The 22,832-nt window shown below is 67.3% G+C and carries 17 protein-coding genes, 1 tRNA gene and 1 pseudogene; 10 read left to right on the forward strand and 9 right to left on the reverse strand.

Annotated elements, in window-relative coordinates:
* Positions 1-57 precede the first annotated feature (57 nt).
* From ACOGXI_RS13885 to ACOGXI_RS13900, 4 genes are all read left to right on the forward strand, one after another.
* The gene (locus ACOGXI_RS13885) at positions 58-1,614 is read left to right on the forward strand and encodes a Fic family protein (RefSeq protein WP_419939423.1); all 1,557 of its coding nucleotides are present in this window, start codon (positions 58-60) and stop codon (positions 1,612-1,614) included.
* Positions 1,611-2,909, forward strand: a complete 1,299-nt coding sequence (locus ACOGXI_RS13890; protein WP_419939424.1) for an NCS2 family permease — start codon at positions 1,611-1,613, stop codon at positions 2,907-2,909. The genes ACOGXI_RS13885 and ACOGXI_RS13890 overlap by 4 nt, the downstream gene beginning before the upstream one ends.
* 69 nt (positions 2,910-2,978) lie before the next feature.
* Positions 2,979-3,764 (forward strand): nucleoside-binding protein, encoded by a 786-nt coding sequence (locus ACOGXI_RS13895; protein WP_419939425.1) that lies wholly within the window; start codon positions 2,979-2,981, stop codon positions 3,762-3,764.
* Positions 3,761-5,197, forward strand: coding sequence for an aminopeptidase P N-terminal domain-containing protein (locus tag ACOGXI_RS13900; RefSeq protein ID WP_419939426.1), 1,437 nt, complete (start codon positions 3,761-3,763; stop codon positions 5,195-5,197). Before ACOGXI_RS13895 ends, ACOGXI_RS13900 begins: the two co-directional genes overlap by 4 nt.
* 46 nt (positions 5,198-5,243) lie before the next feature.
* On the opposite strand, the gene ACOGXI_RS13905 is transcribed toward ACOGXI_RS13900, so the two are convergent.
* Entirely contained in the window at positions 5,244-6,416 is a 1,173-nt protein-coding gene (locus tag ACOGXI_RS13905; protein WP_419939427.1) for a Fic family protein, read from the reverse strand.
* A 277-nt stretch (positions 6,417-6,693) separates the two neighbouring features.
* On the opposite strand from ACOGXI_RS13905, the gene ACOGXI_RS13910 reads away from it, so the two are divergent.
* Positions 6,694-7,653: a DUF1684 domain-containing protein gene (locus ACOGXI_RS13910; RefSeq protein ID WP_419939428.1), complete on the forward strand. Its 960-nt coding sequence runs from the start codon at positions 6,694-6,696 to the stop codon at positions 7,651-7,653.
* A 548-nt stretch (positions 7,654-8,201) separates the two neighbouring features.
* Here ACOGXI_RS13910 and ACOGXI_RS13915 read toward each other — a convergent pair.
* On the reverse strand, positions 8,202-9,293 hold the full coding sequence (locus ACOGXI_RS13915) for a hypothetical protein (RefSeq protein WP_419939429.1): 1,092 nt from the start codon (positions 9,291-9,293) through the stop codon (positions 8,202-8,204).
* 195 nt (positions 9,294-9,488) lie between these two features.
* On the opposite strand from ACOGXI_RS13915, the gene ACOGXI_RS13920 reads away from it, so the two are divergent.
* Positions 9,489-10,595: a type II toxin-antitoxin system HipA family toxin gene (locus ACOGXI_RS13920; RefSeq protein WP_419939430.1), complete on the forward strand. Its 1,107-nt coding sequence runs from the start codon at positions 9,489-9,491 to the stop codon at positions 10,593-10,595.
* A 4-nt stretch (positions 10,596-10,599) separates the two neighbouring features.
* On the opposite strand, the gene ACOGXI_RS13925 is transcribed toward ACOGXI_RS13920, so the two are convergent.
* Positions 10,600-12,255, reverse strand: a complete 1,656-nt coding sequence (locus ACOGXI_RS13925) for a GMC oxidoreductase (RefSeq protein ID WP_419939431.1) — start codon at positions 12,253-12,255, stop codon at positions 10,600-10,602.
* The gene (locus ACOGXI_RS13930) at positions 12,252-12,884 is read right to left on the reverse strand and encodes a twin-arginine translocation signal domain-containing protein (RefSeq protein ID WP_419939432.1); all 633 of its coding nucleotides are present in this window, start codon (positions 12,882-12,884) and stop codon (positions 12,252-12,254) included. The genes ACOGXI_RS13925 and ACOGXI_RS13930 overlap by 4 nt, the downstream gene beginning before the upstream one ends.
* Before the next feature lie 172 nt (positions 12,885-13,056).
* On the opposite strand from ACOGXI_RS13930, the gene ACOGXI_RS13935 reads away from it, so the two are divergent.
* Positions 13,057-13,129: transfer RNA gene (locus ACOGXI_RS13935), tRNA-Ala, on the forward strand.
* Between the two features lie 234 nt (positions 13,130-13,363).
* The gene (locus tag ACOGXI_RS13940; protein WP_419939433.1) at positions 13,364-14,680 is read left to right on the forward strand and encodes an ATP-binding protein; all 1,317 of its coding nucleotides are present in this window, start codon (positions 13,364-13,366) and stop codon (positions 14,678-14,680) included.
* Positions 14,681-14,695: 15 nt separating this feature from the next.
* Here the strand turns inward: ACOGXI_RS13940 and ACOGXI_RS13945 are convergent, their stop codons facing one another.
* The 3 genes from ACOGXI_RS13945 to ACOGXI_RS13955 all read right to left on the reverse strand — a co-directional run bounded on the left by ACOGXI_RS13945 (position 14,696) and on the right by ACOGXI_RS13955 (position 17,669).
* Entirely contained in the window at positions 14,696-15,862 is a 1,167-nt protein-coding gene (locus ACOGXI_RS13945; protein WP_419939434.1) for a serine hydrolase domain-containing protein, read from the reverse strand.
* A gap of 86 nt (positions 15,863-15,948) precedes the next feature.
* A complete protein-coding gene (locus ACOGXI_RS13950) occupies positions 15,949-17,226 on the reverse strand; it encodes a 6-bladed beta-propeller (protein ID WP_419939435.1) in 1,278 nt (425 codons plus the stop codon).
* Entirely contained in the window at positions 17,223-17,669 is a 447-nt protein-coding gene (locus ACOGXI_RS13955) for an SRPBCC family protein (RefSeq protein ID WP_419939436.1), read from the reverse strand. Before ACOGXI_RS13955 ends, ACOGXI_RS13950 begins: the two co-directional genes overlap by 4 nt.
* 127 nt (positions 17,670-17,796) lie before the next feature.
* On the opposite strand from ACOGXI_RS13955, the gene ACOGXI_RS13960 reads away from it, so the two are divergent.
* Positions 17,797-18,483 carry a DUF2461 domain-containing protein gene (locus ACOGXI_RS13960; RefSeq protein ID WP_419939437.1) on the forward strand — a complete coding sequence of 229 codons (687 nt, stop codon included), beginning with the start codon at positions 17,797-17,799 and terminating at the stop codon, positions 18,481-18,483.
* A 96-nt stretch (positions 18,484-18,579) separates the two neighbouring features.
* On the opposite strand, the gene ACOGXI_RS13965 is transcribed toward ACOGXI_RS13960, so the two are convergent.
* The gene (locus ACOGXI_RS13965) at positions 18,580-18,999 is read right to left on the reverse strand and encodes a putative toxin-antitoxin system toxin component, PIN family (RefSeq protein WP_419939438.1); all 420 of its coding nucleotides are present in this window, start codon (positions 18,997-18,999) and stop codon (positions 18,580-18,582) included.
* Positions 18,996-19,213: pseudogene (locus tag ACOGXI_RS13970) on the reverse strand (AbrB/MazE/SpoVT family DNA-binding domain-containing protein). Before ACOGXI_RS13970 ends, ACOGXI_RS13965 begins: the two are co-directional and overlap by 4 nt.
* 143 nt (positions 19,214-19,356) lie before the next feature.
* On the opposite strand from ACOGXI_RS13970, the gene ACOGXI_RS13975 reads away from it, so the two are divergent.
* Complete coding sequence (locus tag ACOGXI_RS13975) at positions 19,357-22,806, forward strand: amidohydrolase family protein (protein WP_419939439.1); 3,450 nt, start codon at positions 19,357-19,359, stop codon at positions 22,804-22,806.
* Positions 22,807-22,832: the final 26 nt, after the last annotated feature.

Consider the following 22,832-nt stretch of genomic DNA (forward strand, 5'->3'; position numbering starts at 1 on the left):
CGGTCGGTGAAGGTTTTCTTGCGAAAATGGTCACTCCGTAAATAGGCGTTCTCTCCCATGAGCCTCCAGTGGCGGCCTCCAGAACCCGGGCAACCCGCGGGTTACGCTGCGCTCATAGCCCGGCACGACCTTGAAGTTCCGCCGCCGCCGCGGCTGGCCGCCATCGCCGAGCGCCATCGTCCCGCTTCGACGCGCGAGTGGCGGCTGCTTTCTCCCAGCCACGCGCCGGACGAGAGTCTCGGAGGTCAGCTCGAGTTCGCCTTGAAGTGGGAAGGCGTGAGCCTGGGCGTGCTATCCGCCCTGTTCAAACGAATCGACCCACGCGAGATCATGCACATCGTGCGTGCCAAGCCAACGGGCGCCTACGCTCGCCGCATCTGGTTTCTGTATGAATGGCTGCTGGACGCACGCCTGGACCTTCCCGACGCCGGAAAGGTGAAAGCCGTTCCGGTCGTGGATCCAAAGCAACAGTTTGCGCCAGAGACCGGGCCGCTCTCTCGCCGGCACCGGGTGCGCAACAACCTGCCGGGTACGAGGGGCTTCTGCCCGCTGGTCCGGCGGACCGCTCAACTCGAACGCTACGTAGGCATGCGCCTGGGGGAGCAAGCCCGGGAAGCGATTGGACGGACCCACCCGGATATCATCCGTCGCGCTGCGGCCTTTCTGCTCCTGGAAGACAGCCAGGCGTCGTTTCAGATCGAAGGCGAGCACCCGACGCAGGATCGAGGGCTTCGTTGGGGCCGGGCGATCGGCGAAGCTGGCCAGCGTGACCTCGATGTCGCTGAGTTGGAACGCCTGCAGGCGGTGGTAATCGGCGATCCGAGATTCGTCGAACTCGGGCTCCGGGCCGAGGGCGGTTGGGTCGGTGAGCGAGACCGGCGGACGCGGAACCCGATCCCGGAACACATCAGCGCACGCCCGGAAGATCTTCCGGATCTGATGCGGGGAGTGGCCGAGTACGGCCGGAGCGCGGAAGACACGTCCGTCGATCCCGTCATATCGGCGGCTGCCCTGTCTTTCGGGTTCGTGTACATCCATCCCTTCGACGACGGGAACGGACGCCTTCACCGGTGGTTGATCCACCACGTCCTCGCCCGCGCGGGCTACAATCCGCCGAGTATGGTGTTTCCGGTGAGCGTGCCCATGCTCAGACGGATCTCGGAGTACCGCGAGGTTCTCCATAGCTACTCTTCGCGGGTCCTGCCCCTGGTTGAGTGGCGCACCAACAGCAAGCTCAACGTCGAGGTTCTGAACGAGACGGGCGACTTCTACCGGTTCTTCGACGCCACGGCTCACGCGGAGTTTCTGTATGGCTGCGTAGAGGAGACGGTGACGAGGGATCTCCCCGGAGAAGTCGAGTACCTGGAGAAGTATGACGAGTTCTCGCGGCGCGTCCAGGAGGAAATCGCGGACATGCCGGGTCGGACGATCGATCTTCTGTCCAGGTTCCTTCGACAGAATCGCGGCACGCTGTCGAAGCGAGCGCGCACCCGCGAGTTCGAACGATTGACTGCGGCCGAGGTGGAACGGGTCGAGGCGCTCTATGCGAGCTGCTTTTCTCCGGACTCCCTCGAGGGGGCAGGTCACCACAGAACGTCGGAGGCGAGCCGATGACCGGGAAGCTGGAACGCTGGTTCAGACTGTCGGAGCGCGGCTCCGACGTGCGGACGGAGGTGACGGCGGGGGTCACGACGTTCCTGACGATGGTCTACATCGCCTTCGTCAATCCGTCGATCCTCGCCGAGGCCGGGATGCCGTTGGGCCCGGTGTTCGTCGCGACGTGCCTCGCGGCGGCCTTCGCCACGCTCGTGATGGGGCTGTACGCGAACTACCCCATCGCGCTGGCGCCGGGGATGGGGCTGAACGCCTTCTTCACCTACGGCGTCGTGCTCGGGATGGGGTACGCGTGGGAGGTCGCGCTCGGGGCCGTGTTCCTGTCGGGGATGCTGTTCGTCACGCTGAGCGTGCTCCCGGTGCGGCGCTGGATCATCGATGCGATCCCGCACGGCCAGAAAATGGCGATCTCGGCCGGCATCGGGCTCTTCCTGGGCGTGATCGCGCTGCGGAGCGCCGGGATCATCGAGGGGAGCCCCGCCACGCTCGTCACCGTGGGCGAACTGACGGCGCCGCCGGCCGTGCTCGCCCTGCTCGGCTTCTGCGCGATCGCGGCGCTCTCCGCGCGGCGGATCCCGGGCGCGGCGATCCTCGGGATGCTCGGAGTGACGGCGCTCGGCCTGATCCTGGGCGTTTCGGAGTGGCACGGCTTCGCGTCGCCGCCCCCGGATCCGACCCCGACGCTGCTCGCGCTGGACATCGGCGCCGCGCTGCAACTGGGCATGGTCGCCGTCATCTTCACCTTCCTCATCGTCGACCTCTTCGACACGGCCGGCACGCTGATCGGCGTCGCGCACCAGGCCGACCTCCTCGATGAGGAGGGGCGGCTGCCGCGCATCCAGCGGGCCCTCATGGCCGACTCGACCGGGACCGTGGCGGGGACGCTGCTCGGCACCTCGTCGGTCACCAGCTACATCGAGAGCGCGGCAGGCGTCGGCGCCGGCGGGCGAACCGGCCTGACGGCCGTCGTCGTGGCCGGGCTCTTCCTCGTCTGTCTTTTCTTCGCCCCGCTGGCGGAGTCCGTCCCCTCCTTCGCGACGGCCGCGGCGATTCTGTACGTCGCCTGCCTCATGGCCCGCGCGTTGAAGGACGTGGAATGGGACGACATCACGGAGTCCGCCGCAGCGGTCGTGACCGCGATCGCCATCCCGCTCACGTACTCCATCGCCGATGGCATCGGGCTCGGCTTCATCACCTACGTGGCCATCAAGGTGCTGGCGGGCCGCTGGCGCGAGTGCCCGCCCATGCTGCTCGTGGTCGCGCTGGTGTTCGCCGCCAAGTTCATCTGGCTGTAACCTCCCGGCGCGTGAACACGTTGGCCCTGATTTTCCTCGATCCCTGATCCTCCTCGATAGAGAGGCTGAATGAAACTGACCAGGCGGTCGTACGGCGGGTTTTCCGCCGTCCTGTTCCTCCTCGCGGCGCCGGGGACCGCGGCCGGCCAAACGGAATTCCAACTCCAGCTCGGCAAGCTGACGAATCCGTTCGCGGACACGAGACACGGGACGACGGTCGTCACCTTCCAGAACGCCCTGCAGTGGTCGTGGGGCGACCACTTCATGTTCTTCGACTACACGGCCGACGGCGGGAACGACGCGTTCAACGAGAAGGACCTGTACGGCGAGTGGTATCCGTCGCTGAGCCTGGGGAAGCTCAGCGGCAGCCGCGTCGGACTCGGCCCGATCCGCGACTTCGCCGTGCTCGGCGGCGTGAACTACGGCTCGCAGGCGAAGGTGCTCAAGTACACGCCCGGGTTCCGCGCGTCGTGGGACATCCCGGGGTTCATCTTCCTGAACACGGATTTCGCCCGCCTGGTCGACGCCTCGAGCGGCGTCGACAACGGCGGCGCGCCGGCGACGGATGACGGCTGGATGTTCGACGTGAACTGGCTCGCGACGTGGGAGATGCTGGGCCAGACCTTCACCTTCACCGGCCACGCGGAGTACATCAGCGCCGTGACGGACGAGTTCGGCGACGAAGTCCGCGCCTGGATCCTCGCCCAGCCTCAACTGACGGTGGACGTGGGCCGGATCCTCGGCGGCGACGGAGGGCGGCTCATGACCGGCATCGAATACCAGTACTGGCGCAACAAACTGGGGACCGGCGTGTCGGAGAGCGCGGTCCAGTTCCTCGTCGTGTGGCGCCTGTGAGCGTCGTCCCGGACCTGCGCGCGACCGACCACCGCCCGGGGCGCCGGCGGTTCGGGCGCAGCCTGAGTGCGAGTTCGCTCCTCGCCGTGGCGGCGGTCCTCGGTTCCGTGCCGAGCGGTCCCGCCCTCCTCTCGGCCCAGACGCCCGAGCAGCGCTATTCCGACTGGGTTCGCCCGGGCTTCCGCCCGCAGGAGTACGAGTTTCGCCGCAACCGGATCCTCGACGGCCTGCGCGCGACCGGGGGCGGCCTCCTGCTCGTCCCCTCCTCGGACGGGCTCACCCACGGCGGTACCTTCCGGCAGTTGGAGGACTTCTGGTATCTGACAGGTCTGGAAGTCCCGCAGTCGATGCTCGTGCTGGACGCCCGCCGCGACCTCTCGATCCTCTTCATGCCGCAGCGCGACCCGCGCTTCGAGAACCCGGGCCGGCCGAACGACTTTCCGGGCCGGCCGTTGCTGGACGACTACCAGATCCGCGGCATCGGCGGCGCGGACGACTACCGGGACATCACTGAACTGGAGGGTTTTCTGCGCTCACATGCGGGGGCCGGTGAGACGTTCCGCGTCAACGCCGGCGCCCCGGGCGAGGTGCCCGATCCGGTCGTCCCCCTGATCGGGAGTCTCGACGCCACGGCGTCTCTCATCCGGCGCCTGCGAGACGACTATCCGGAGGCGGAACTGGCGAACGCGTTCGAGACCGTGGCCCGCCTGCGCATGGTGAAGTCGCCCGCCGAGATCATGCGCATGCGGCGCGCGGCCGATGCGACGATGGCCGGCATCCGGGCCGCCGCGGACCTCGTTCGTCCGGGAGTCGACGAACGCACGCTCCAGGGCGAGTTCGAGCGCGCCTGCCGGGCGGCGGGCGCCCAGTCCATCCCCTTCACGCCCATCATCAAGTCGGGACCCAACAGCCTGTGGCCGTGGCGCGTGCTCGCCGCCCACTACAACCGCCGCAACCGCGGGCTTCAGGACGGCGACCTCGTGATTTTCGACGTGGGCTGCGAGGTGAACGGATATGTGAGCGATGTCGGCCGGACCTTCCCCGTGAACGGCGCGTTCACCGACGTCCAGCGGGAGAAGCTCCTCGTGAGCACCCGGGCGGCGGAGGCCGTCATCGCCGCCGTGCGCCCCGGCGTCACGCTGCGCGAACTCACGCAGGTGGCCTACGACGCGATCCCGGACGGGGAGGAGCCGTACATGCAGACGCCCTCCTTCTTCGGACATCACATCGGGATGTCTTCGGGAGATCCCGCGCTGCTCGACGAGCCGCTCGCGCCGGGCATGGTGTTCACGGTCGAGCCGTGGTACTACAACCACGACCTCGGCGTCTCGGTGTTCGTGGAAGAGGTGGTCCTCGTCACGGCGGACGGGGCCGAGGTCCTGACCGATGCGCTCCCCCGCGACCCGGCGGGCCTGGAGGGATTGGTCCCGTAGGGGAGATCGTCGCCGGCGGGTGTGGGCACGCCATCGGCGTTTCGGGCTATCCCGGCGGCTCCTCCGTACCCTCTCGCAACACGTCGAGATAACTGTCGTAGGCGAAGATTTTACCCCGCTGGCGCCGCGTAACCTCACTCACGAATCCCAACTCTTCGAGAAGTCTCAACGCGGCTGCGACCGTTGGACCGGAGAGACCCGTCCGCTCGGCGAGTCCGTTAATGCGGTCGACGGGGCGTTCCACCAGCGCCCGGTGCACCCGCAGGACCGAACCGGCACGTCGTCCCTCCTCGGCGATCCGGTCGCGGTTGGCGGCGACAATTTCGCTCGCGGACCTCGCGGTTGCGAAGGCTGCCTCCGCCACGTGCTGCACGCCCTTGAGGAAGAACCGCAACCAGGCCTCCCAGTCTCCAGTCGTGCGCATTTCGTTGAGGAGTCGGTAGTAGGTGTCGCGATGTTGCTTGAAGTAGAGGCTGAGGTACAGGAGGGGTTCGCGCAGGAGGCCGGCATCGCACAACATCAATGTGATCAGGAGGCGACCCAGACGCCCGTTCCCGTCGAGGAACGGATGAATCGTCTCGAACTGCACATGCGCGAGTCCGGCTTTGATGAGAGCGGGCAGGTCATCATCGGTTGTGTGCATGAACCGCTCCAGCGAGGCCATGCACTCTTCCACATGACTCGGCGGCGGCGGGACGAACGCCGCGTTGCCGGAACGCGAGCCCCCGATCCAGTTCTGCGACCGCCGGAACTCGCCAGGCATCATCGTCGCGCCGCGACCGCTCGCGAGCAGCTTGGCGTGTACCTCTCGCATGAGGCGATTCGAGAGCGGGAAGTCGTCGTCCCGCAGGCGCCGGATCCCGTGATACAGCGCCGACACGCAGTTCGACGTCTCTATGACATCGTCCAGTGGGACACCGGGTGCCCCTCCCGCTTCGTGCAGCATGAGGTCGGAAAGGGAAGACTGCGTGCCTTCGATCTGGGACGAGAGCACCGCTTCCTTGCGCACGTATCCGTAGACGAAGAACGCGGCATCGGGGAGGAGCTCGGTTACCGCATCGAGCCGTCCCAGGGCGGTGACGGCCGCTTCGAATGGGCGTCGCAGTCCCTCCCGAAGGTCCACATCGGGCGAGGGCGGGAGAGGTACGGGGATGAAGGCCCGGACGGTCTCCCCGCCGGCGACGGTAACGTCGTAGGTGCCTGTCTTCTCGCGTCTCATCCTGGGTGACCCCGGGGAGCCTTGTGCCTGTATGTTGCGGAGGGTGTGGATCCAGCGAGAACACCGGCGAAGATGTCAAGCTGTCATCTGCTTAGCAAGAGATATGGCCGTTTGCTTTTGTTAGCTCTCGGCTAACGAAGGAACTTTTGCTTACGCCCTCTCGGCGCGCCGCCAAGAAAAGCGAAGTGGAGTTCCCTTTCCTTGAGCTCTCCTTGCCGTTGGGTTGCACGAGCCGGGTTCGCGGTCGCATGCTGCCGATATGAGAACGGTGGAGAGGTTGACTGATACTGGCTGGAAAGCCGTCGTCGGGCTGGCGGTGGTGCTGCTTTGTGCCGCAGCGGTTGGCTGCACCCGCGACGCATGGCCGGATCCGCCGCCGGTGGAGCCGGGCGTGCTGGCGGCCGAGCACGAGGAGTGGCGCGCGGGGCGACGGAACAGCCTCGCGAACCCCAACGCCGGCGTCATCAGTTGGGGCGGGCTGTTCGAACTCTCCGACGGCGCGAACACGTTCGGTTCCGATCCGTCGGCGTCAATCGTGCTGCCTGAAGAAGATGCGCCGCCCCTGGCCGGAATCCTGCACCTCAATGATGGGGCCGTGCGTCTCGTCCCGGAGGCCGGAAGCGGTCTGAGTCTGCGGGACCTGGTGTCGGGCGCGGTCGGTGAAGCCATCACGGAGCCGATGCTGCTCCCCGACGACCGGAGCGAGGGGACGATCCGGCTGGCGCTGGGGTCGCTGGGGATGCGCGTCCACGCGGAACCGGGGACGGAGCGGCTGTGGCTGCGGGTCTGGGACACGGACGCCCCGCGGCTCGAGAGCTTCGCACTTCCCGACTACTTCCCGATCACGAACGAGTGGCGGGTGACGGCACGCTTCGATCCCTACCCGGAGCCGCGCACGGTCAGGCTGGGGGATGTCAGGGGCGGGACCCTCGAGAACACGGCGCCCGGGGATCTCGTCTTCCGGGTCGATGGAGACGAACACCGTCTCATGGCCTTCGCCGGCGCGTCGAGCCGCTCCTACTTCATCAGCCTGTGGGACTCCACTGCCGTGAACGACACCTACCAGGCGGGCCGCTACATGCGCGCGCCCTTCCCGGACGACGATGGCTGGACGACGATCGACTTCAACCGGGCCTACAACGCGCCGTGCGCCTTCACGCCCCACTCCGTGTGCAGCCTCCCGCCGCCGGAGAACTACCTCCGCTTCGCCGTGACCGCGGGAGAGAAGCGGCCGTAGTCACGTGGAGCTGTCAGAGGCTCCGCCGTCCCACCGCTTCAGGAACGACTGAACGACCGCATAGGCCAAGGCCGCACGCTGATCGGCCTCCTCCCCCCGTGTCTCCTCGAACACGGCAACCGCGACCGACCCCGCAGCGTCCGGCGAAGAAAACGCGGTACCGCGCCTTCAGCACGACGAAACCCGGAACGTCGACAAGTTGAATACGGACGGGCAGTCGCCCTCCCTGCACCAGTTCCTCGTCGAGAGTGACGTTGATCGAGAACCACTCCGGAACGTGTGCTCCGGTTATCGCATGAGCATGTAACCCAGGTTGGAGGCGTACACGAAATCCCGATTCGTCGTCCGCAGGCGGGGCGAGGAAATCCACGACGACCGCGTGACCTTCGACATCAACCTCGAAGCTGAACCGCAAGTCGTGTCCGTCCGCAGCTCTTCGGTAGCGGTATCCGCGTTCGAGGAGTTGCTCCGCCAGAGTCGCGTAGTCATCGGAGCCGAATCCCGTTGTGCTCGACGTGCCACCTCCGGACCGTACGTGGACCGGGTCTTCACGGCGCTTCGCGTGTGACAAGGGCCTCGCGCAGTTGATTATCGAAGAGGCGCTCGGCGACGTCGGGCTCACGTCCGCGTCCGTTGTAGAGGTCGACGAATAGCTGAACTGGATTGACAACGGTGACGGTGTCGTGCTCGCCGCAAAACTGGAAGACTCCTTCGTCATCTGGCCTGACAAGGCGGACGGTTTCTCCGCGGTCTACGGGCAGGAGACCGAGTCGTTCCGCAAGACCGCCAGGATCGCAGTCCACATAGATGTCAACCACGCGAGCGGGCGCGTACGGTTCGACGAACCGCGCCGCCGCCAAGCGGGACACCGCGTAGCGAACGCCGAAGCTACCGAGTTTGCTGGAGAGTCGTCGCGTGACTTCGTCAGGATCCGGGAGTCGCGACACGAACGTGCCAGCGTTTCGGAAAGGGTTTTCCGTGACGGTTGCCCACTGCCGCAGTAGCAACGCGCCATCGGCCAGCTTCACCCGACGATCTGGGTCGCGTCGCACGTAGACGTTGCGTTCAAGCGTCTTCAACGCCTTCACCGAAAGGCCCGCGCTCACGCCCACTCGCTCCGCGAGTTCGGTGACGCCCCACCAGCGCTGCGGATCGGCGAGCAAGGCTCGTACGATGCGAGAGGCTTTTCCGCGGAAGGGATTCACGATTCGACTGCTTCGGTTCTGACCGTAGTCTCTTGGAGCCCCTTTGCCGCCTTGAGTTACGATGAGAAGCCGACTTGGAATGGCAATGCGCACGTTCCCTCGAAGATCGATGTAATCGACACCGGCGCGCTGAAGGAGTTCGCGTGTGCGCTCCGTCATGCGGGGAGCGACGATCACGCAGCCATCCGCACCTAGCGTCGCTGCTGCTGCTTTGAGTTGAGCGGAGACCGGATCCACGTCTCGTGGCCAGATGCTGGTCCTGGCCTCAATCAGCAGGCGGGATTCGTCGGAACCGGACCGAAGCATCCAGACCGCGTCAACATGTGGTGCGCCTACCTGCGCTTCGCGCATCGACGAATCCAGTTGAAACCCGCTTGCCGAATCCAGGATCCTCCGCAAACAGGCTTCTCCTGCGCCGAGAAGTTCACTCGCCATCGTGATTCACCAAAAAGAGGTTATTTACTGTACGGTGAATCTTCTGTTATCGGTGCATCATGTCAAGCTGAGCGAAATTTCCTTCTCCGTTGCGGCACCGATGGTGCTGAGTTGCGTATAACAGGCCACATATGGCTGATACAGTTCATCGAAACGCCGTACGCCTTCCCGGCGCTCGGGGAGGGGTGCAGGGGTTTGCCCGGCCTGCTTGCGGACGCGTTGCCGGACAGTTTCGGCCACCGGCTGATCGATGTGTGGCTGGCGGAGACCGGACGCCGCCTCGAGGATTTCAACCCGGTGGACCGGCTCTGCTACATCGGCAAGCGCGGCGTCGGAGCACTGGAGTTCGAACCGGCGCTGCGAAGGGGAAAGCTGGGCAACGCGGTCGAAATCGCCCAACTCGTCGACCTCGCCAACCGGGTTCTCGACGAACGGGGTCGACTGTCGGGCAAGCTCGATGGCGACGAGGACAGGGGAGCGATCGAGGACATCCTCGGCGTGGGAACGTCCGCCGGCGGCGCGCGGGCGAAGGCGGTGCTCGCGTGGAGTCCGGAGACGGGCGAGTTCCGGTCCGGCCAGGTGGACGCGAGGGCCGGCTTCGAAGACTGGATCCTGAAATTCGACGGCGTGGCCGACAACCGCGACCGGGAACTGGCGGATCCGCTCGGCTACGGGCGGATCGAGTACGCGTATCACCTGATGGCGCGCGAAGCCGGGATCGAGATGTCCGAATGCCGCCTGCATCACGAAGGCGGCCGGAGCCACTTCATGACGCGCCGGTTCGACCGCGACGCGAGGGGACGGAAGATCCACATGCAGTCCCTCGCGGCGCTGCGGCACTTCGACTACAACATGCCGGGCGCGTATGCCTATGAGCAGGCGATGGAGACGATCCGCGGGCTCGGGCTCGGCATGGTGGTGGTCGAGGAGCAGTACCGCCGGGCGGTGTTCAACATCGTCGCGCGCAATCAGGACGATCACGTGAAGAACATCGCGTTTCTGATGACCCGCAGCGGGACGTGGCGGCTGTCGCCGGCCTACGACATCGCGTACGCCTGGAACCCGCGCGGTACATGGACTGGCCGGCACCAGATGAGCATGGCCGGCAAGCGCAACGGTTTCGAACGCGCCGACCTGCTGAAGTTCGCGGAGACGTCCGGGCTCCGGATCCCGGCAGCGGGCCACGTCATCGACCGGGTACTCGCCGCGGTCCGCCGTTGGCCACGTTTCGCGTCCGAGGCCGGCGTCAAGGAAGGGAATGCCGCCCGGATCGGGAAGGCGCATCGCCTCGAACTGAGGTGACCTCTCAGGCCGAGGGCAGTGCCTTCTCCATCTCCTCGGCGGACATGAGGGAGAGGGCGCAGAAGGTGAGCGTCCCGTTCGCGCAGCCGCCGGAGACGAGGGTCGGCGCGCCCACGACGAACAGGTTCTCGTGGTCGTGGGTTCGGCCCCACCGGTCGACTACGCTCGTGGCCGGATCGTCGCCCATGCGGCACCCGCCGCCCGGGTGCTCCCACAACTCGGATGGCCGCCCGACGCTCCTCATGGAGCCTCCGGCCGCCCGCGCGAGCTCCTCGAACCGTCCCGTGATCGTGTCGACCGTGTGGTCCTGGAGGTCGATGCTCTCCTGCGCCGGACGGTAGTCGATCCGGGGCATCGGGTCGCCCAGTTCGTTCGTCTTTCCGGGGTCGAGCGTGAGGCGGCTGTCGCGATCCGGGAGGAGGTCGTAGTAGGCCCGGACGCGCGCGGTGGATTCGGACTCGGTGCGGGCCCGCCAGTCCCCCATGATCGCGTCGCCCCACAGGAGTTGTCCGTCTTCGTCCACGAGCCTCGGGGCGCGGCCGACGTTCGACTCCCAGAGTCGGAGGTCGTGGCGTACGTAGCGGTCCAGCGGTCCCGGGCTGGCGAAGCGGCGGGACAACAGGCTGTTGTAGACGAACATGCCGGGATAGAGCCGCATCGGCAGGTTGATGAAGCCGCTGAGGTACCAGTGTCCTGTCATGTACCGCCCCACGTTCCCCGTGCGGTTGGCGAGGCCGTCCGGGAAGCGGCTGTTCGCCGAGTGCAGGAGCAGGTGGGAGCTCCACGCGTGGCCGGAGGCGATCACGAAGGTGCCCGCGCGGAACTCGACAGGCTCGTCGGGCGCGTCGCGGTTCACGGCTTCGGCCACCGCGATCCGGTCCGAGCCCGGCTCCAGTGTCAGGCGCCGAACGAGCGTGCGGGTGACGAGGTCGATTCGCCCGTCCGCCAGCAGCCGGTCGAAGGCGAAATCCGGCGTGTACTTGGCGCCCGTGGGACAGACGGAGCAGGTGTCGCAGCGGCGGCAGACGTTCCGCCCCTGCCAGGGTTCGGTGTTGCGCGCCCACGGCTGCGTCCAGAAGGGGATGTCCGTTTTCTCCGTCCACTCCCGCATGCGTTCGAGGCTGTAGGAGAGCGGCATCGGAGGCATGGGATACGGCTTCGAGCGCGGGTCGTACTCGGGGGGACCCTGCTCGCCCGCGACACCCATGCGCTCCTCCGCCTCCTGGAAGTACGGCTCGATGTCGTCGAAGGAGATGGGCCAGTCGGAGGCGACGCCGTACAGCGACCGCAGGCGGAAGTCCTCCGGGGAAAAGCGCGGGACCGCGCCGCCCCAGTGCATCGCCGAGCCGCCCACGACCATCGAACTATACATGGCGCCCGAGCCGGTCTGGCCGCGGATGTGGTCGTTCGGCCACGGGTTCTCGCCGTAGGCCAGCATCCGGGCCCGCGTGTCGGACCGTTCCTCGAGGGACGCCGTCCGCCCCCCGGCCTCGACCACGGTGATCGAGGCGTTCGTCCGCTCGGCGAGTCGTTCCGCCACCATGGCGGCCGTGATCCCGCCGCCGATGATGCAGACGTCGCTCTCGACGACGCGCCTCGTCGTCCGCTTGGCCATCCGCCTGGTCGTCCGCCCGGCCGTGCTTTCGGACGCGCGGCTCACGGGGCGGCTCCCAGCGGCGCGGGCTCGTCCTCGGCCCCCTCGATGGAACGGCAAAGCTCCTTCCGGATGGCCCGCCCGTAGCAGAGATCGGTCGCGATCGGGGAGCCGAAGAAGTGGGCAATCAGGGCGAGCGCCACGTGGTCGGCGTTCTGCGGCGCTCCAGGCTCGGGGCCGGCTTCCTCGAGCGGTCGCGCAAGGAGTTCCCGGCGCCCCGGCACGTCGAGGTCGGAGAGGGACAGCGCGTGGCGGCTCCGGCACTCCTTCTCGAGGCCCTCGAGTTGCGCCGCCCACCCCGGCCGCGGGTCGGGGCCCGAGTACCGGATCTCGGGGACCAGGTAAGGGTGACTCAGTTCGGCGACGGGTTCCAGCGCCTCGGACCAGCGCTCGAAGGCGCGCACCGCTCGTTCGCGGCCGTCGTCGCCCAGTTCGTCCGGGAGAACGGCTTCGCCAACGGCCCGCAGGGTCTCGGCAGGGAGGGAGGCCGGCGCCGCGCCGTCCAGGTGGGAGAGCGCATCTCCGTCGGTCCCGGCCGCCGGTTCGCCGGCTGCTCCGGGAGCGCAGCCGGTCAGGGAAACCGCGGCCACCGTCGCGGCAGACTGCTTGAGGAACTTCCTACGAGACTCCGCCATGGCCCCCGTCCTCCGGCGATTGGACTGCCCGAATCCTGAAGGGAGCGTAGGGATCGAGCCGGAACCGTCGCAACGCCCGGCCCGCGGGGGCAGTCTACGCCGAAACTGGCGAGCTGACGGCCCGGGCCCCATCCTTGACCCGCCGGGATGTCCCTTGTCCCGCTCGCATCAGGGGGCCGTAGCTCAGTTGGGAGAGCGCCTGCTTTGCAAGCAGGAGGTCGTCGGTTCGAATCCGATCGGCTCCATCCCCGCCGTCGAAATCCGCAACAACGCTCCCCGCTGATCGGGTCGCAGGTTCTCCCGCACGTTCGATGTGGCGCCAGTGTTGCAAACGTGCTAGCATATGCACTGCAATCATGTAGTTGTAGATGTTGCAATCGTGTCATTATGAGAAACCTGTCGACGCCGGATTATCATGCGCCGACTCGGGCACGGAGGATCACACGGTGGGCCGTCCCCTGGATATCCCTTCTCGATACGTGGTTCGTGAACGTCCGCAGGAGACGACGGGCGAACCCGGGCCGCGCGAGTATTGGCCCAGAGTGGCGGACCGTGAGCTCCGGCAGCGTCTCACCCGATCCGGCGCAGTCCTGATCGAGGGCCCCCGGGCCTGTGGCAAGACGGCCACGGCGAGGCAGGTAGTGGCCAGCCGTGTGATGCTGGATGCCGACGCTTCCGCCCGTCGCGCCGCCGCCGTCGACCCCGGGTTCCTGCTTCGGGGAGAGGCGCCACGTCTCATCGATGAATGGCAGGTCGTCCCTGAAGTCTGGAACCATGTACGTCACGCCGTCGATGACCGTGCGGGCCGGGGTCATTTCATCCTTACCGGGTCGGCGGTGCCGCCCGACGACATCACCCGCCATACCGGCGCGGGACGGATCGGCCGCCTGCGTCTCCGCCCGATGTCACTCCTCGAGTTGAAGCGCTCGACCGGCGCAGTTGCCCTGTCGAAGCTCTTGGCGGGAAGCCCGATCTCCCCCTCCACAGCTGAGTTGACCGTGACCGATCTTGCGGAACTGGTTTGCGCGGGGGGCTGGCCGGGCCACCTGGGCTCGGCGCCCGGTGAGTCGCCGCTCTCCCTCGAGGATGCGATGGCCGAGAATCGCGACTACGTCGGGGAAGTTTGCCGGGTCGACGTCCGTCGCGTGGATGGGCGCGACAAAGACCCGGCCAGAGTGGGGCGTTTTCTTCAATCGTTGGCCCGGAACGTCTCTACCAATGCGAGCGTGGCGACTCTCGTCCGGGACTCGGGAGGCTCCGACCCTCCCCTCGTCAACCACACGGCCGGATCCTACATGAACGCGCTCACGCGCCTGATGGTGGTGGAGGATCAGCCCCCCTGGGCGCCGCACTTGCGATCACGGTCGCGGCTAAGAGTCACGCCGAAACGTCACTTCGTCGATCCCTCGCTCGCCGTCGCGGCCCTGAGTGCGACCCCCGAACATCTGCTCCACGACTTCGAGTGGTTCGGCTTCCTGTTCGAGTCCATGGTGGTGCGGGACCTGCGCGTATACGCCCAGGCGGCCGAGGCCCGCGTCTTTCACTACCGCGACAACACGGGATTGGAAGTGGACGCGGTGGTAGACGCCGGACCGGGACGGTGGGCCGCGTTCGAAATCAAGCTCGGCACGGGCCGCATCGACGAGGGGGCGCGAACGCTCCGGAGGTTTGCGGATCGCGTGGATACGGACCGGTGTGGCGAGCCCGCGACGCTTGGGGTGATTGTCGGCAGTGGGTACGCGTACACCCGTCCGGATGGCGTGGGCGTGATCCCCGTGGGGGCTCTCGGACCGTAGAAGAGCGAAGACCGATCAGCGGGCCTCGATGAAGAAATCGGCGATTTCGTAGATCACGTTTCCGAAGACGAGTGCGCCGCCCTGCGGATAGCCGATGTCGGCGATGTTCGCGGCGACCGCGATGGCCACCCCGTCATCCGGGTAGATCATGAGCAGGGCGTTGCCGCCGATCGCGCCGCCCGCGTGTCCGACGGCGCGGCGCCCGCCCAGCCTCGAGGGCGGGAAGAGGCGCCAGCCGATGCCGACGCCGACCTCCTCGCCGAAGGTCGTGCGCTGAGATGTCCACACCAGGTCCAGCGTCTCCTGGCGGAACAGCCCCGGCTCGAGGTGGGCGTGCGCGAAGCGAAGGAGGTCCTCGGTCGTGGAGAGGAAGCCGCCGCCGGCCCACTTGTGAGAGTTGTCGATGTGGCGGGCGTTGATGAGGCGGCCGTCCGGTGTGCGGTCGTAGGGGCGCGCGCGGTTCACGATCAGGCTGTCCGTGTGGTCTCCGCCCGTGTGGAGCATCCCGAGCGGGCGGAAAACCTCCTCGTCCAGGTACTGCAGGAACCCGCGTCCCGAAGCCGACGCGATCACCGCGCTGATGAGGTTGAAACCGTAGCTCGAATAGGACCATTCGGTCCCCGGAGCGGCGACGAGCGGGTCATCGCGGAACAGGTCGAGCGCCTCGAACACCGTCTCGTAGCGCCGCGTCAGGTAGTACTCTGCCTCGATGTCCACATAATGCCGTATCCCGCCCATGTGTCCGGCGAGGAGCCGCGTGGTGATCTCGCCTTCGAGTTTGCGGGGGAAGGAGGGGACGTACGCCTGCACGGGTGCGTCCAGATCGAGTTCTCCCCGCTGGTGGAGAAGCGCCGCGCCGGCTGCGGTCAGGACTTTGGAGACGCTCCCGATCCGATAGCGAGTGAGCGGTGTGGCGGGGCTCCGCAGCTCGAGGTCGGCGTAGCCCATTCCCTCGGACCACACGACGCGACGGTCGACCGACACGGAGATGGAGAGGCCGGGGATGGACATCGCCCGCCGCAGCGAGTCGAGCTTCCCGCGCGAGGCCGCGATGACCTCGGCCCACCGGCCCTGGTCCGTGCGGGCGAGGGGTAGCTCCTGTGCCGCGACGTTGGCCGCGGCCCCATGGACCAGCGCAGCGATCGTGCCCAGCGCCAGTCCAGCGAATCGTACCCTCAGCAAGCTTCCACGCATATGCAAAATGCCGCTGCACCTCCCGGACTCGCGCCAGCCGAGCGCTTCGCCGACTCTCGGCACTGAACGGGGAGTCAGTTCACGTCGTCCGGGAGACGTTTCACCACTACGGTCTGGACATCGAGTTCGTCCCGCTCGATGAAGGCCGCAAGTCCTCCCGGTCCGAATGCGTCGGGAAGCCGCGTTGCTCCGGTGCGGTAGCTCCCGAGGTAGCGGCCATCCGCGGCGAGGATGTCGATGGGACCGTCGCTGGCCGGTTCTTCGCCGCGGCGCAGGACCCAGATCCGGCCGCCCCAACTCGTGCGCAGGTCTCGCACGACGGGAACCTCTTCGGCGAACTCCAGCGTCTCGATTCGTTCGCGCGCGCGGGCCCCGCCGCCGGTCCCGGATATCGTCATTGCGCCTCCGGACCGGGAGACCCGATCCGGACGATCTTCCAGGTCCCCCAACCTGCGGTTCTTCTCCGCCTGCATCACGCGTTCCGTAACGGGCTCAGGCGAGAAGGGCCGGGTAAGGACAGAGCTGATCCGGCCATCCCGTTCCGCAAGCTTGATTGCGTACGCGGAAGAGTCCGAGAACGCGATGCGTCCCCCAGGTAACACGCCCGCGTAGAGCTCTGGTTCGAATCCTCTGCGGTCACCTCGAACGATCACCTGTTGCGGCCCTCCGCCGAAGGGACGTGCGGCTGGCTTGGTCCAGGCGGGACCCCAGACCTCGGCTGCGGTCTCCACTGCCGCCTCGTCCCCGGCGAGGAAGACTCGTTCGACCGTACGCGGGTCGGGGAAGGTGATCGTGGCTTCGCCCGGCACGGCCCGATACGCAAAGCCAAGCACTTTCGCACCCCTGATGAGAGACGCTCCACCAGCTTCGGCGTACATCTCCCGGACCATCGCGATGCGGCCCATTCGGATCATGCGCTCGAAATCCCCGCCGGGGTCGAAGATGTGGTACGCGCGATGTCCCATGTCCGTAACGACGACCCTGCCGTCGTGCATGACCACCATGTCCATGGGCGGCTGGAATTCACCCGGCCCCTCGCCTCTGCGGCCGAATTCGCGAACGAAGTCTCCGTCCGGGTTCACGACGACGACTCGCGCAGTCAGGCGATCGAACACGTGGAGGTTCCCGGCTTCGTCGAACCCCACCCGACCGATCGTGCCGAACTCCTGCCATGCTTCGCCAAGCGCGGAACCGACCCGGTAGACCTCCTCGAAATCGGCCTCCAGCCAGCGGTCCTCGCCCGGGAGTTCGATCACTTCCTGGGTCCCCGCGACCCCCGGCGTTGCCAAGACCGCGATCGCCGCCAGCAGCGCGGCAGCGACTCCGGCGGCCCGTGGTCGGGTCCGTTTCATCCGGTCGCCTCCGTGTACGCCTTCACGGCATCGAGGTCGGCGGCAATCGCCTTGGTGATCACTCTCTTCATAAGGGGTGTGACGAGTCTGGCGGCAAGCTTGTGGGGCCTCGCCTCCATCACCATGCGCAGCCGCGTCCCGCGGCCATCCGGGCCCGGCTCGACGGTGAAGATCGTGTCCCAGATCGTGCCACCCTGGTCGGCGACGAAGCGAACACGCTCGTCCTGCACGTATTCGGTCACCTCCAACTCCGTGGTCGCCCTTCTGCTTCCCATGAGCCGCGTCTCGCGGAAGCGGGCGCCCACCCCCGTCCTTGCTTCCGACAGGAACTCCACGTGCTCGATGTGCGGCACTGCCTCGGAAAAGTTGGAGCTGTCGGCGACGGTCGAGAAGACCACCCCGACCGGAGCGTCGATGGTGCGGCTGAGTTCGGTGCGCGTCATGGCGGGCGGCCCTCTTTCCGGGTCGATGGTGGGTCGCTGGTGGATCGTCCTGCTTGCTTCCTCCGGACCGACAGCATAGGTACCCGGCCACGTTCGTCATACCGTTCCCCAGCCGGCAAGCCTTGCGATGACCGCAGCCTACTTCACGCCCCGCACCTTCAGTTTCCTGAGCGAGTTGGCCGCCAACAACGACCGTGAGTGGTTTCTCGCCAACAAGTCGCGATACGAGGCGGACGTCAAAGAGCCGGCGCTCCGCTTCATCGCCGATTTCTCCACGCCCCTCGCGGGAATCAGCCCCCACTTTCGCGCGGATCCGAGGGCGAATGGCGGCTCGCTCTTCCGGATCTACCGCGACACCCGTTTCTCCAGGGACAAGAGCCCATACAAAACCCACACCGGCATCCAGTTCCGGCACGACGCGGGCCGCGACGCCCATGCTCCCGGTTTCTACCTGCACATCCAGCCCGGGCATTGCTTCATGGGTAGCGGCTCCTGGCGCCCCGGCGGACCGGCGCTCCGGCAGATCCGCGCGTTCATCGACGAAGATCCGCAAGCCTGGAAGCGGGCGTCGCGCGGCGCCGACTTTCGCAGCGCCTTCGAGCTTTCGGGCGACTCGCTCGTCCGGGCCCCGCAGGGCTTCAGCGTGGACCACCCGCTGATCGAGGACCTGCGGCGCAAGGACTTCATCGCGGTGGCGCAACTGAGCGAAGATGACCTTGTGTCGGCCGACTTCCTGGACGCGTTTACCGTCCTGTGCCGCACGGCCGCGCCGTTCCAGCGTTGGCTGTGCCGAGCGACCGGCGTCTCGTACTGAGGGCGCCAGCCAGGGCTGCCCGGTCGGCTCTGTCGCCGTTCGCAGGCATGTAGCTCCTGTCGTCGTACGACGACATCACAGGTCGAGGCCATCGGCTCAACCCGCGAGCCGCTTGGCGAACGCCCGTGGCGTGAGAATCGCCACCGGGAAGGCCGAAGCGAGAGCGAGCAGGTCTTCGTCACCCGTGATCAGCGCTTCGGCGCGCCCGGCCAGCGCCACCTCGAGGAAGATGCGGCCGAAGGGGTCGCGGCACTCCGGGACGGGTGGCGGTTCACCGACGTCGACCGAGTCGCAGTAGGGCAGATAGTCCGCCAGCAGTTCCTCGCGGTCCGCCGTAGTGAGACGGAACTTCGGATAGCACAGTACCCGGACCAGTTCGGAGGCGGTGTCCCGGCTGGCGAGCGGCAGAATCGCACCCGACTGCCACGCGTCGCGCAGCCAGGATACCGTTCCCTTCGGGAAGAGAAGGGCCGATACGAGGACGTTGGTGTCGAGGACCGTGCGAACCGGCGTCATTCAGCCCGGCGCGCCCAGGCGACGGCTTCCGCCACATCCGAGTCGGACAACTTCAATTCGGCCAGCTTTGCCCGCACCGCGTCCGCCCGCGTTACCCGCACGGGCGTCAGCACGATGCGGCCTCGGTTACGTCGAAGTACTCCGCGTTCGGAAAACCCGAGATCACGGCTTTGGGAAGCGTCAACTGGTTTTTTGACGTCAGCTTGGCGAGCATGACATGGCCTTTGTTCCTGTAAGTAAGAATACAAGGAAACCATACACAAGCCTGCTCCACCATTCAAGCCCGTTGTCTTGCTCCTGCCCGTAGCCGGGAACCAGCTTCCCACAGGCTCCAAGGCCCATCTCAAGGAGGTTCCCGTGTCGAAGGCGCGCCCCACCCTCACCCTCGTTCCCGTCCTTGTCCCCGCCCTCTTCGCCGCTTCGGCCACGAGTCTCTGCCCCGGAAGCGGGGGTCGGCTGCTGGCGCAGGAGGTCGATCCGGCCGACCCGAACGGGCCCGGGAGCAGCGTCCAGGAAGTCGGCGCGTGGGATGTCACCGCCGCGTACGGCGAGACGCGCGAGATCGACTTCACGACCAGCGAGGGGACGTGGATGTCGGTGGACATCTCCCCGGACGGCGGCTGGATCGTCTTCGATCTCCTCGGGCACGTGTACCGGGTGCCCGCAGCGGGAGGAGAGGCCGTCTCCCTGACGCAGAACAGCGGCGTGGCGATCAACTTCCACCCCCGAATCTCGCCCGACGGCGGTTCGATTGCCTTCGTCTCGGATCGCGGGGGGCAGAACAACCTCTGGGTGATGGACGCGGACGGCGGGAACCCCCGGCCGGTGTTCGAGGACATGGTTGTGCGTGTGGTCGAGCCCGCGTGGACGCCGGACAGCCGCTACATCGTCGTGCGCCGATACGAACTTGGCGGCGCGCGGGCGCGTGGCCTCTGGATGTACCATCGGGACGGCGGGGAAGGCGTGGAGTTGGTGGGCGGCGAGGTCGAGAACCCGTCCTGGCCCTCGGTCTCCGCGGATGGCCGCTACCTCTACTTCCACATCAGTACGCCGGGGCAAGGGGTGGCCTTCGCCGATCCCGGGTTCGACGGGTTCGGCGACCACGCGGGGCCGCCGAGCGCCGAGCGCGACGCGCTGCAGGGTGCCTACAACCTGCGCCGGATGGACCTGCGCAGCGGCGAGATCATCTCGATCACGCACGGGGAGCCCTCGCGCCAGTACCGGCTCTCGAGCGGGGGCGCCTGGGCCCCCGAAGTATCCCCCGACGGACGCTGGCTCGCCTTCGCGCGCCGCATCCCCGACGGCACGATCGTGTGGAAGGGGCACGAGTACGGCCCGCGCACGGCGCTCTGGCTGCGCGACCTCCGCACCGGGGCCGAGCGCGTGATCATGGACCCGATCGAGCGGGACATGGTCGAGGACACGAATAACCTCCGCGTGCTGCCCGGCTACTCGTGGTCCCGAGACGGCCGCTCCATCGTCCTCTCCCAGGGTGGGAAGATCCGCCGCCTCCACGTGGAGAGCGGGGAGGTGGAGACGATCCGCTTCGAGGCTCGCGTCCACCGGGTGATCTCGGAACAGGCGTTCGCGCCAATCGACATCGATGAGGGCGAGTTCCGCTCCCGCTTCACGCGCTGGCAGGTGGGATCGCCCGACGGCACCCGGCTCGCGTTTCAGGCGGTGGGCAAAGTCTGGGTCATGGACGTTCCCGCGGGAACGCCGAGCCGGCTGACGCCGGACTCGTTCACGGACTTCGAGTACTCGCCGGCGTGGTCACCCGACGGCGAGTGGATCGCGTTCACGAGTGTCGACGAGGCGGGCGCGGGCCATCTGTGGAAGGCCCGGGTCGGGGACGGGGGTGAGATCGGGGAACCGGTGCAACTGTCGGAAGAATACGGAGAATACAGCCAGGCGGTGTGGAGCCCGGACGGCGCGCGGGTCATGGCCGTCCGCGGCTCCGGCACGACAGCGCGCACCCGCACCTACGCGCACGGCCCCTGGTTCGACATCGTCCTCTTCCCGGCTGGCGGGGGCACCGCCACCGAAGTGACGCGGGTCTCCGGACCCACTCTCTCCACGCGCACCCAGTTCGTGCGCCCGTCGTTCGGTCCGGAGGGACGGATCTTCTATCCTCAGCTGAGGATGGCACGCGGCGCCGGCTCTGCGCTGGTCTCGATCCGCACCGATGGGAGCGACCGGCGGGAACACGCGCGCTTCCCGTTCGCCGACGAGATCGTGATCTCTCCCGGCGGAGACTGGATCGCCTTCAACGAGGGCGACAACGTCTACCTGACTCCGTTCCCCGCGTCGGGCACGGGGGGCGAGACCGTCCTCATCGACAAGAAGAACGGGACGCTGCCGATCCGCCGCCTGAGCCGGACGGGCGGGCTCTTCCCGTCGTGGCGGGACGCGCGCACGGTCCAGTTCGGGAGCGGCCCGACGTACATCGCGTACGACGTCGACGCGGAGCGGGCCGACACGGTCGAGATCGAACTGCGGGTGCAGCGGGACTTTGCAGCCGGGACGATCGCCCTCACCGACGTCCGCATCATCACGCTCGAGGATCGCCAGGTGATCGAGTCCGGGACCGTGCTCGTGAGCGATGGCCGCATCGCCTGCGTCGGTGATTGCGACACGACCGGCGCGGACCGCGTCGAGTCGCTGGCGGGGAAGACGATCATCCCCGGCTTCATCGACATGCACTCGCACTTCTTCCGCGAGTACCGCGGGATCATCCCCATGAAGGCGTTCGAGGCGGCGGTGCCGCTCGCCTACGGCATCACGGCCAACATGGACAACTCGATGTGGTCGCAGGACGTCTTCCCGGCCGCGGAACTCATCGAAGCGGGGATGCTGATCGGCCCGCGCACGTACAGCACGGGCGACCCGCTCTACCTGGGCGACGCCGCGCGCCAGAACGACATCACCTCCTACGAAGTGGCCGAGGAGGAGATCGAGCGGCTCCAGTCGTGGGGCGCCGTCTCCATCAAGCAGTACCTGCAGCCGCGGCGAGACCAGCGGCAGTGGGTGTCGGACATCGCCCGCCGGCGCGGCCTCATGGTGACCTCGCAGGGGAACGACCTGCTCCACAACCTCACGAAGATCATGGACGGGCAGACGGCATGGGAGCACTCGCTCACCTACGCGCCGATCTACGGAGATGTGGCGAAGTTCTTCGGCCGCGCGGAGGCGGTGTACTCGCCGACCTTCAACACGCGGGCGGGGCCGTGGAGCGACGAGTACTGGTTCGGCGAGAGCGACGTGTGGCTGAGCGAGAAGCTGCGTGCCTGGATGCCGTGGCAGCAGCTCATGGGCCACACCCGGCGCCGCGCGCTGCGCCCGAAGACGGACTACATCTTCCCGATCGTGGCCCAGGGCCTCGCCGACATCATGGCGGAAGGCGGCCGCGGCTCTATCGGCGGCCATGGGCAGCAGCACGGGATCTGCTCGCACTGGGAGGTGTGGATGGCGGCGGCCGCGCTCGGGCCCATGGGGGCGCTCGAGCTCGCGAGCGTCGAAGGCGCCTACTTCCTCGGAGCGGAGGACGACCTGGGGACGATTTCGGTCGGGAAGCTGGCCGACCTCATGGTCCTCAACTCGAACCCGCTCGACGACATCCGAAATACGGAGGACATTGCCTACGTGATGAAGGACGGCCGCCTCCATGTGGGCGAAACGCTGGACGAGGTGTGGCCGAGGCAGAAGCCGTACGGGGCGCGCCCGTGGGTGAATCCGGACGCGCTCAGGATCGGTCCGGTACCTGTCGACATCTGGGACTCACGCGGCTCGGACGGCGGTTCCCGCTGACGTGAACCGCACCTGCGGAGGCGCGG

It is taken from the genome of Candidatus Palauibacter sp., assembly GCF_965208055.1.
In the GTDB taxonomy this organism is placed as follows: domain Bacteria; phylum Gemmatimonadota; class Gemmatimonadetes; order Palauibacterales; family Palauibacteraceae; genus Palauibacter.

What these genes read in the sequence shown, in the direction of transcription:
- ACOGXI_RS13885 (WP_419939423.1), top strand. Translation starts at nt 58, where the DNA reads ATGAGCCTCCAGTGGCGGCCTCCAGAACCCGGGCAACCCGCGGGTTAC.
- ACOGXI_RS13890 (WP_419939424.1), top strand. Translation starts at nt 1,611, where the DNA reads ATGACCGGGAAGCTGGAACGCTGGTTCAGACTGTCGGAGCGCGGCTCC.
- ACOGXI_RS13895 (WP_419939425.1), top strand. Translation starts at nt 2,979, where the DNA reads ATGAAACTGACCAGGCGGTCGTACGGCGGGTTTTCCGCCGTCCTGTTC.
- ACOGXI_RS13905 (WP_419939427.1), bottom strand. Translation starts at nt 6,416, where the DNA reads ATGAGACGCGAGAAGACAGGCACCTACGACGTTACCGTCGCCGGCGGG.
- ACOGXI_RS13915 (WP_419939429.1), bottom strand. Translation starts at nt 9,293, where the DNA reads ATGGCGAGTGAACTTCTCGGCGCAGGAGAAGCCTGTTTGCGGAGGATC.
- ACOGXI_RS13930 (WP_419939432.1), bottom strand. Translation starts at nt 12,884, where the DNA reads ATGGCGGAGTCTCGTAGGAAGTTCCTCAAGCAGTCTGCCGCGACGGTG.
- ACOGXI_RS13950 (WP_419939435.1), bottom strand. Translation starts at nt 17,226, where the DNA reads ATGAAACGGACCCGACCACGGGCCGCCGGAGTCGCTGCCGCGCTGCTG.
- ACOGXI_RS13955 (WP_419939436.1), bottom strand. Translation starts at nt 17,669, where the DNA reads ATGACGCGCACCGAACTCAGCCGCACCATCGACGCTCCGGTCGGGGTG.
- ACOGXI_RS13960 (WP_419939437.1), top strand. Translation starts at nt 17,797, where the DNA reads ATGACCGCAGCCTACTTCACGCCCCGCACCTTCAGTTTCCTGAGCGAG.
- ACOGXI_RS13965 (WP_419939438.1), bottom strand. Translation starts at nt 18,999, where the DNA reads ATGACGCCGGTTCGCACGGTCCTCGACACCAACGTCCTCGTATCGGCC.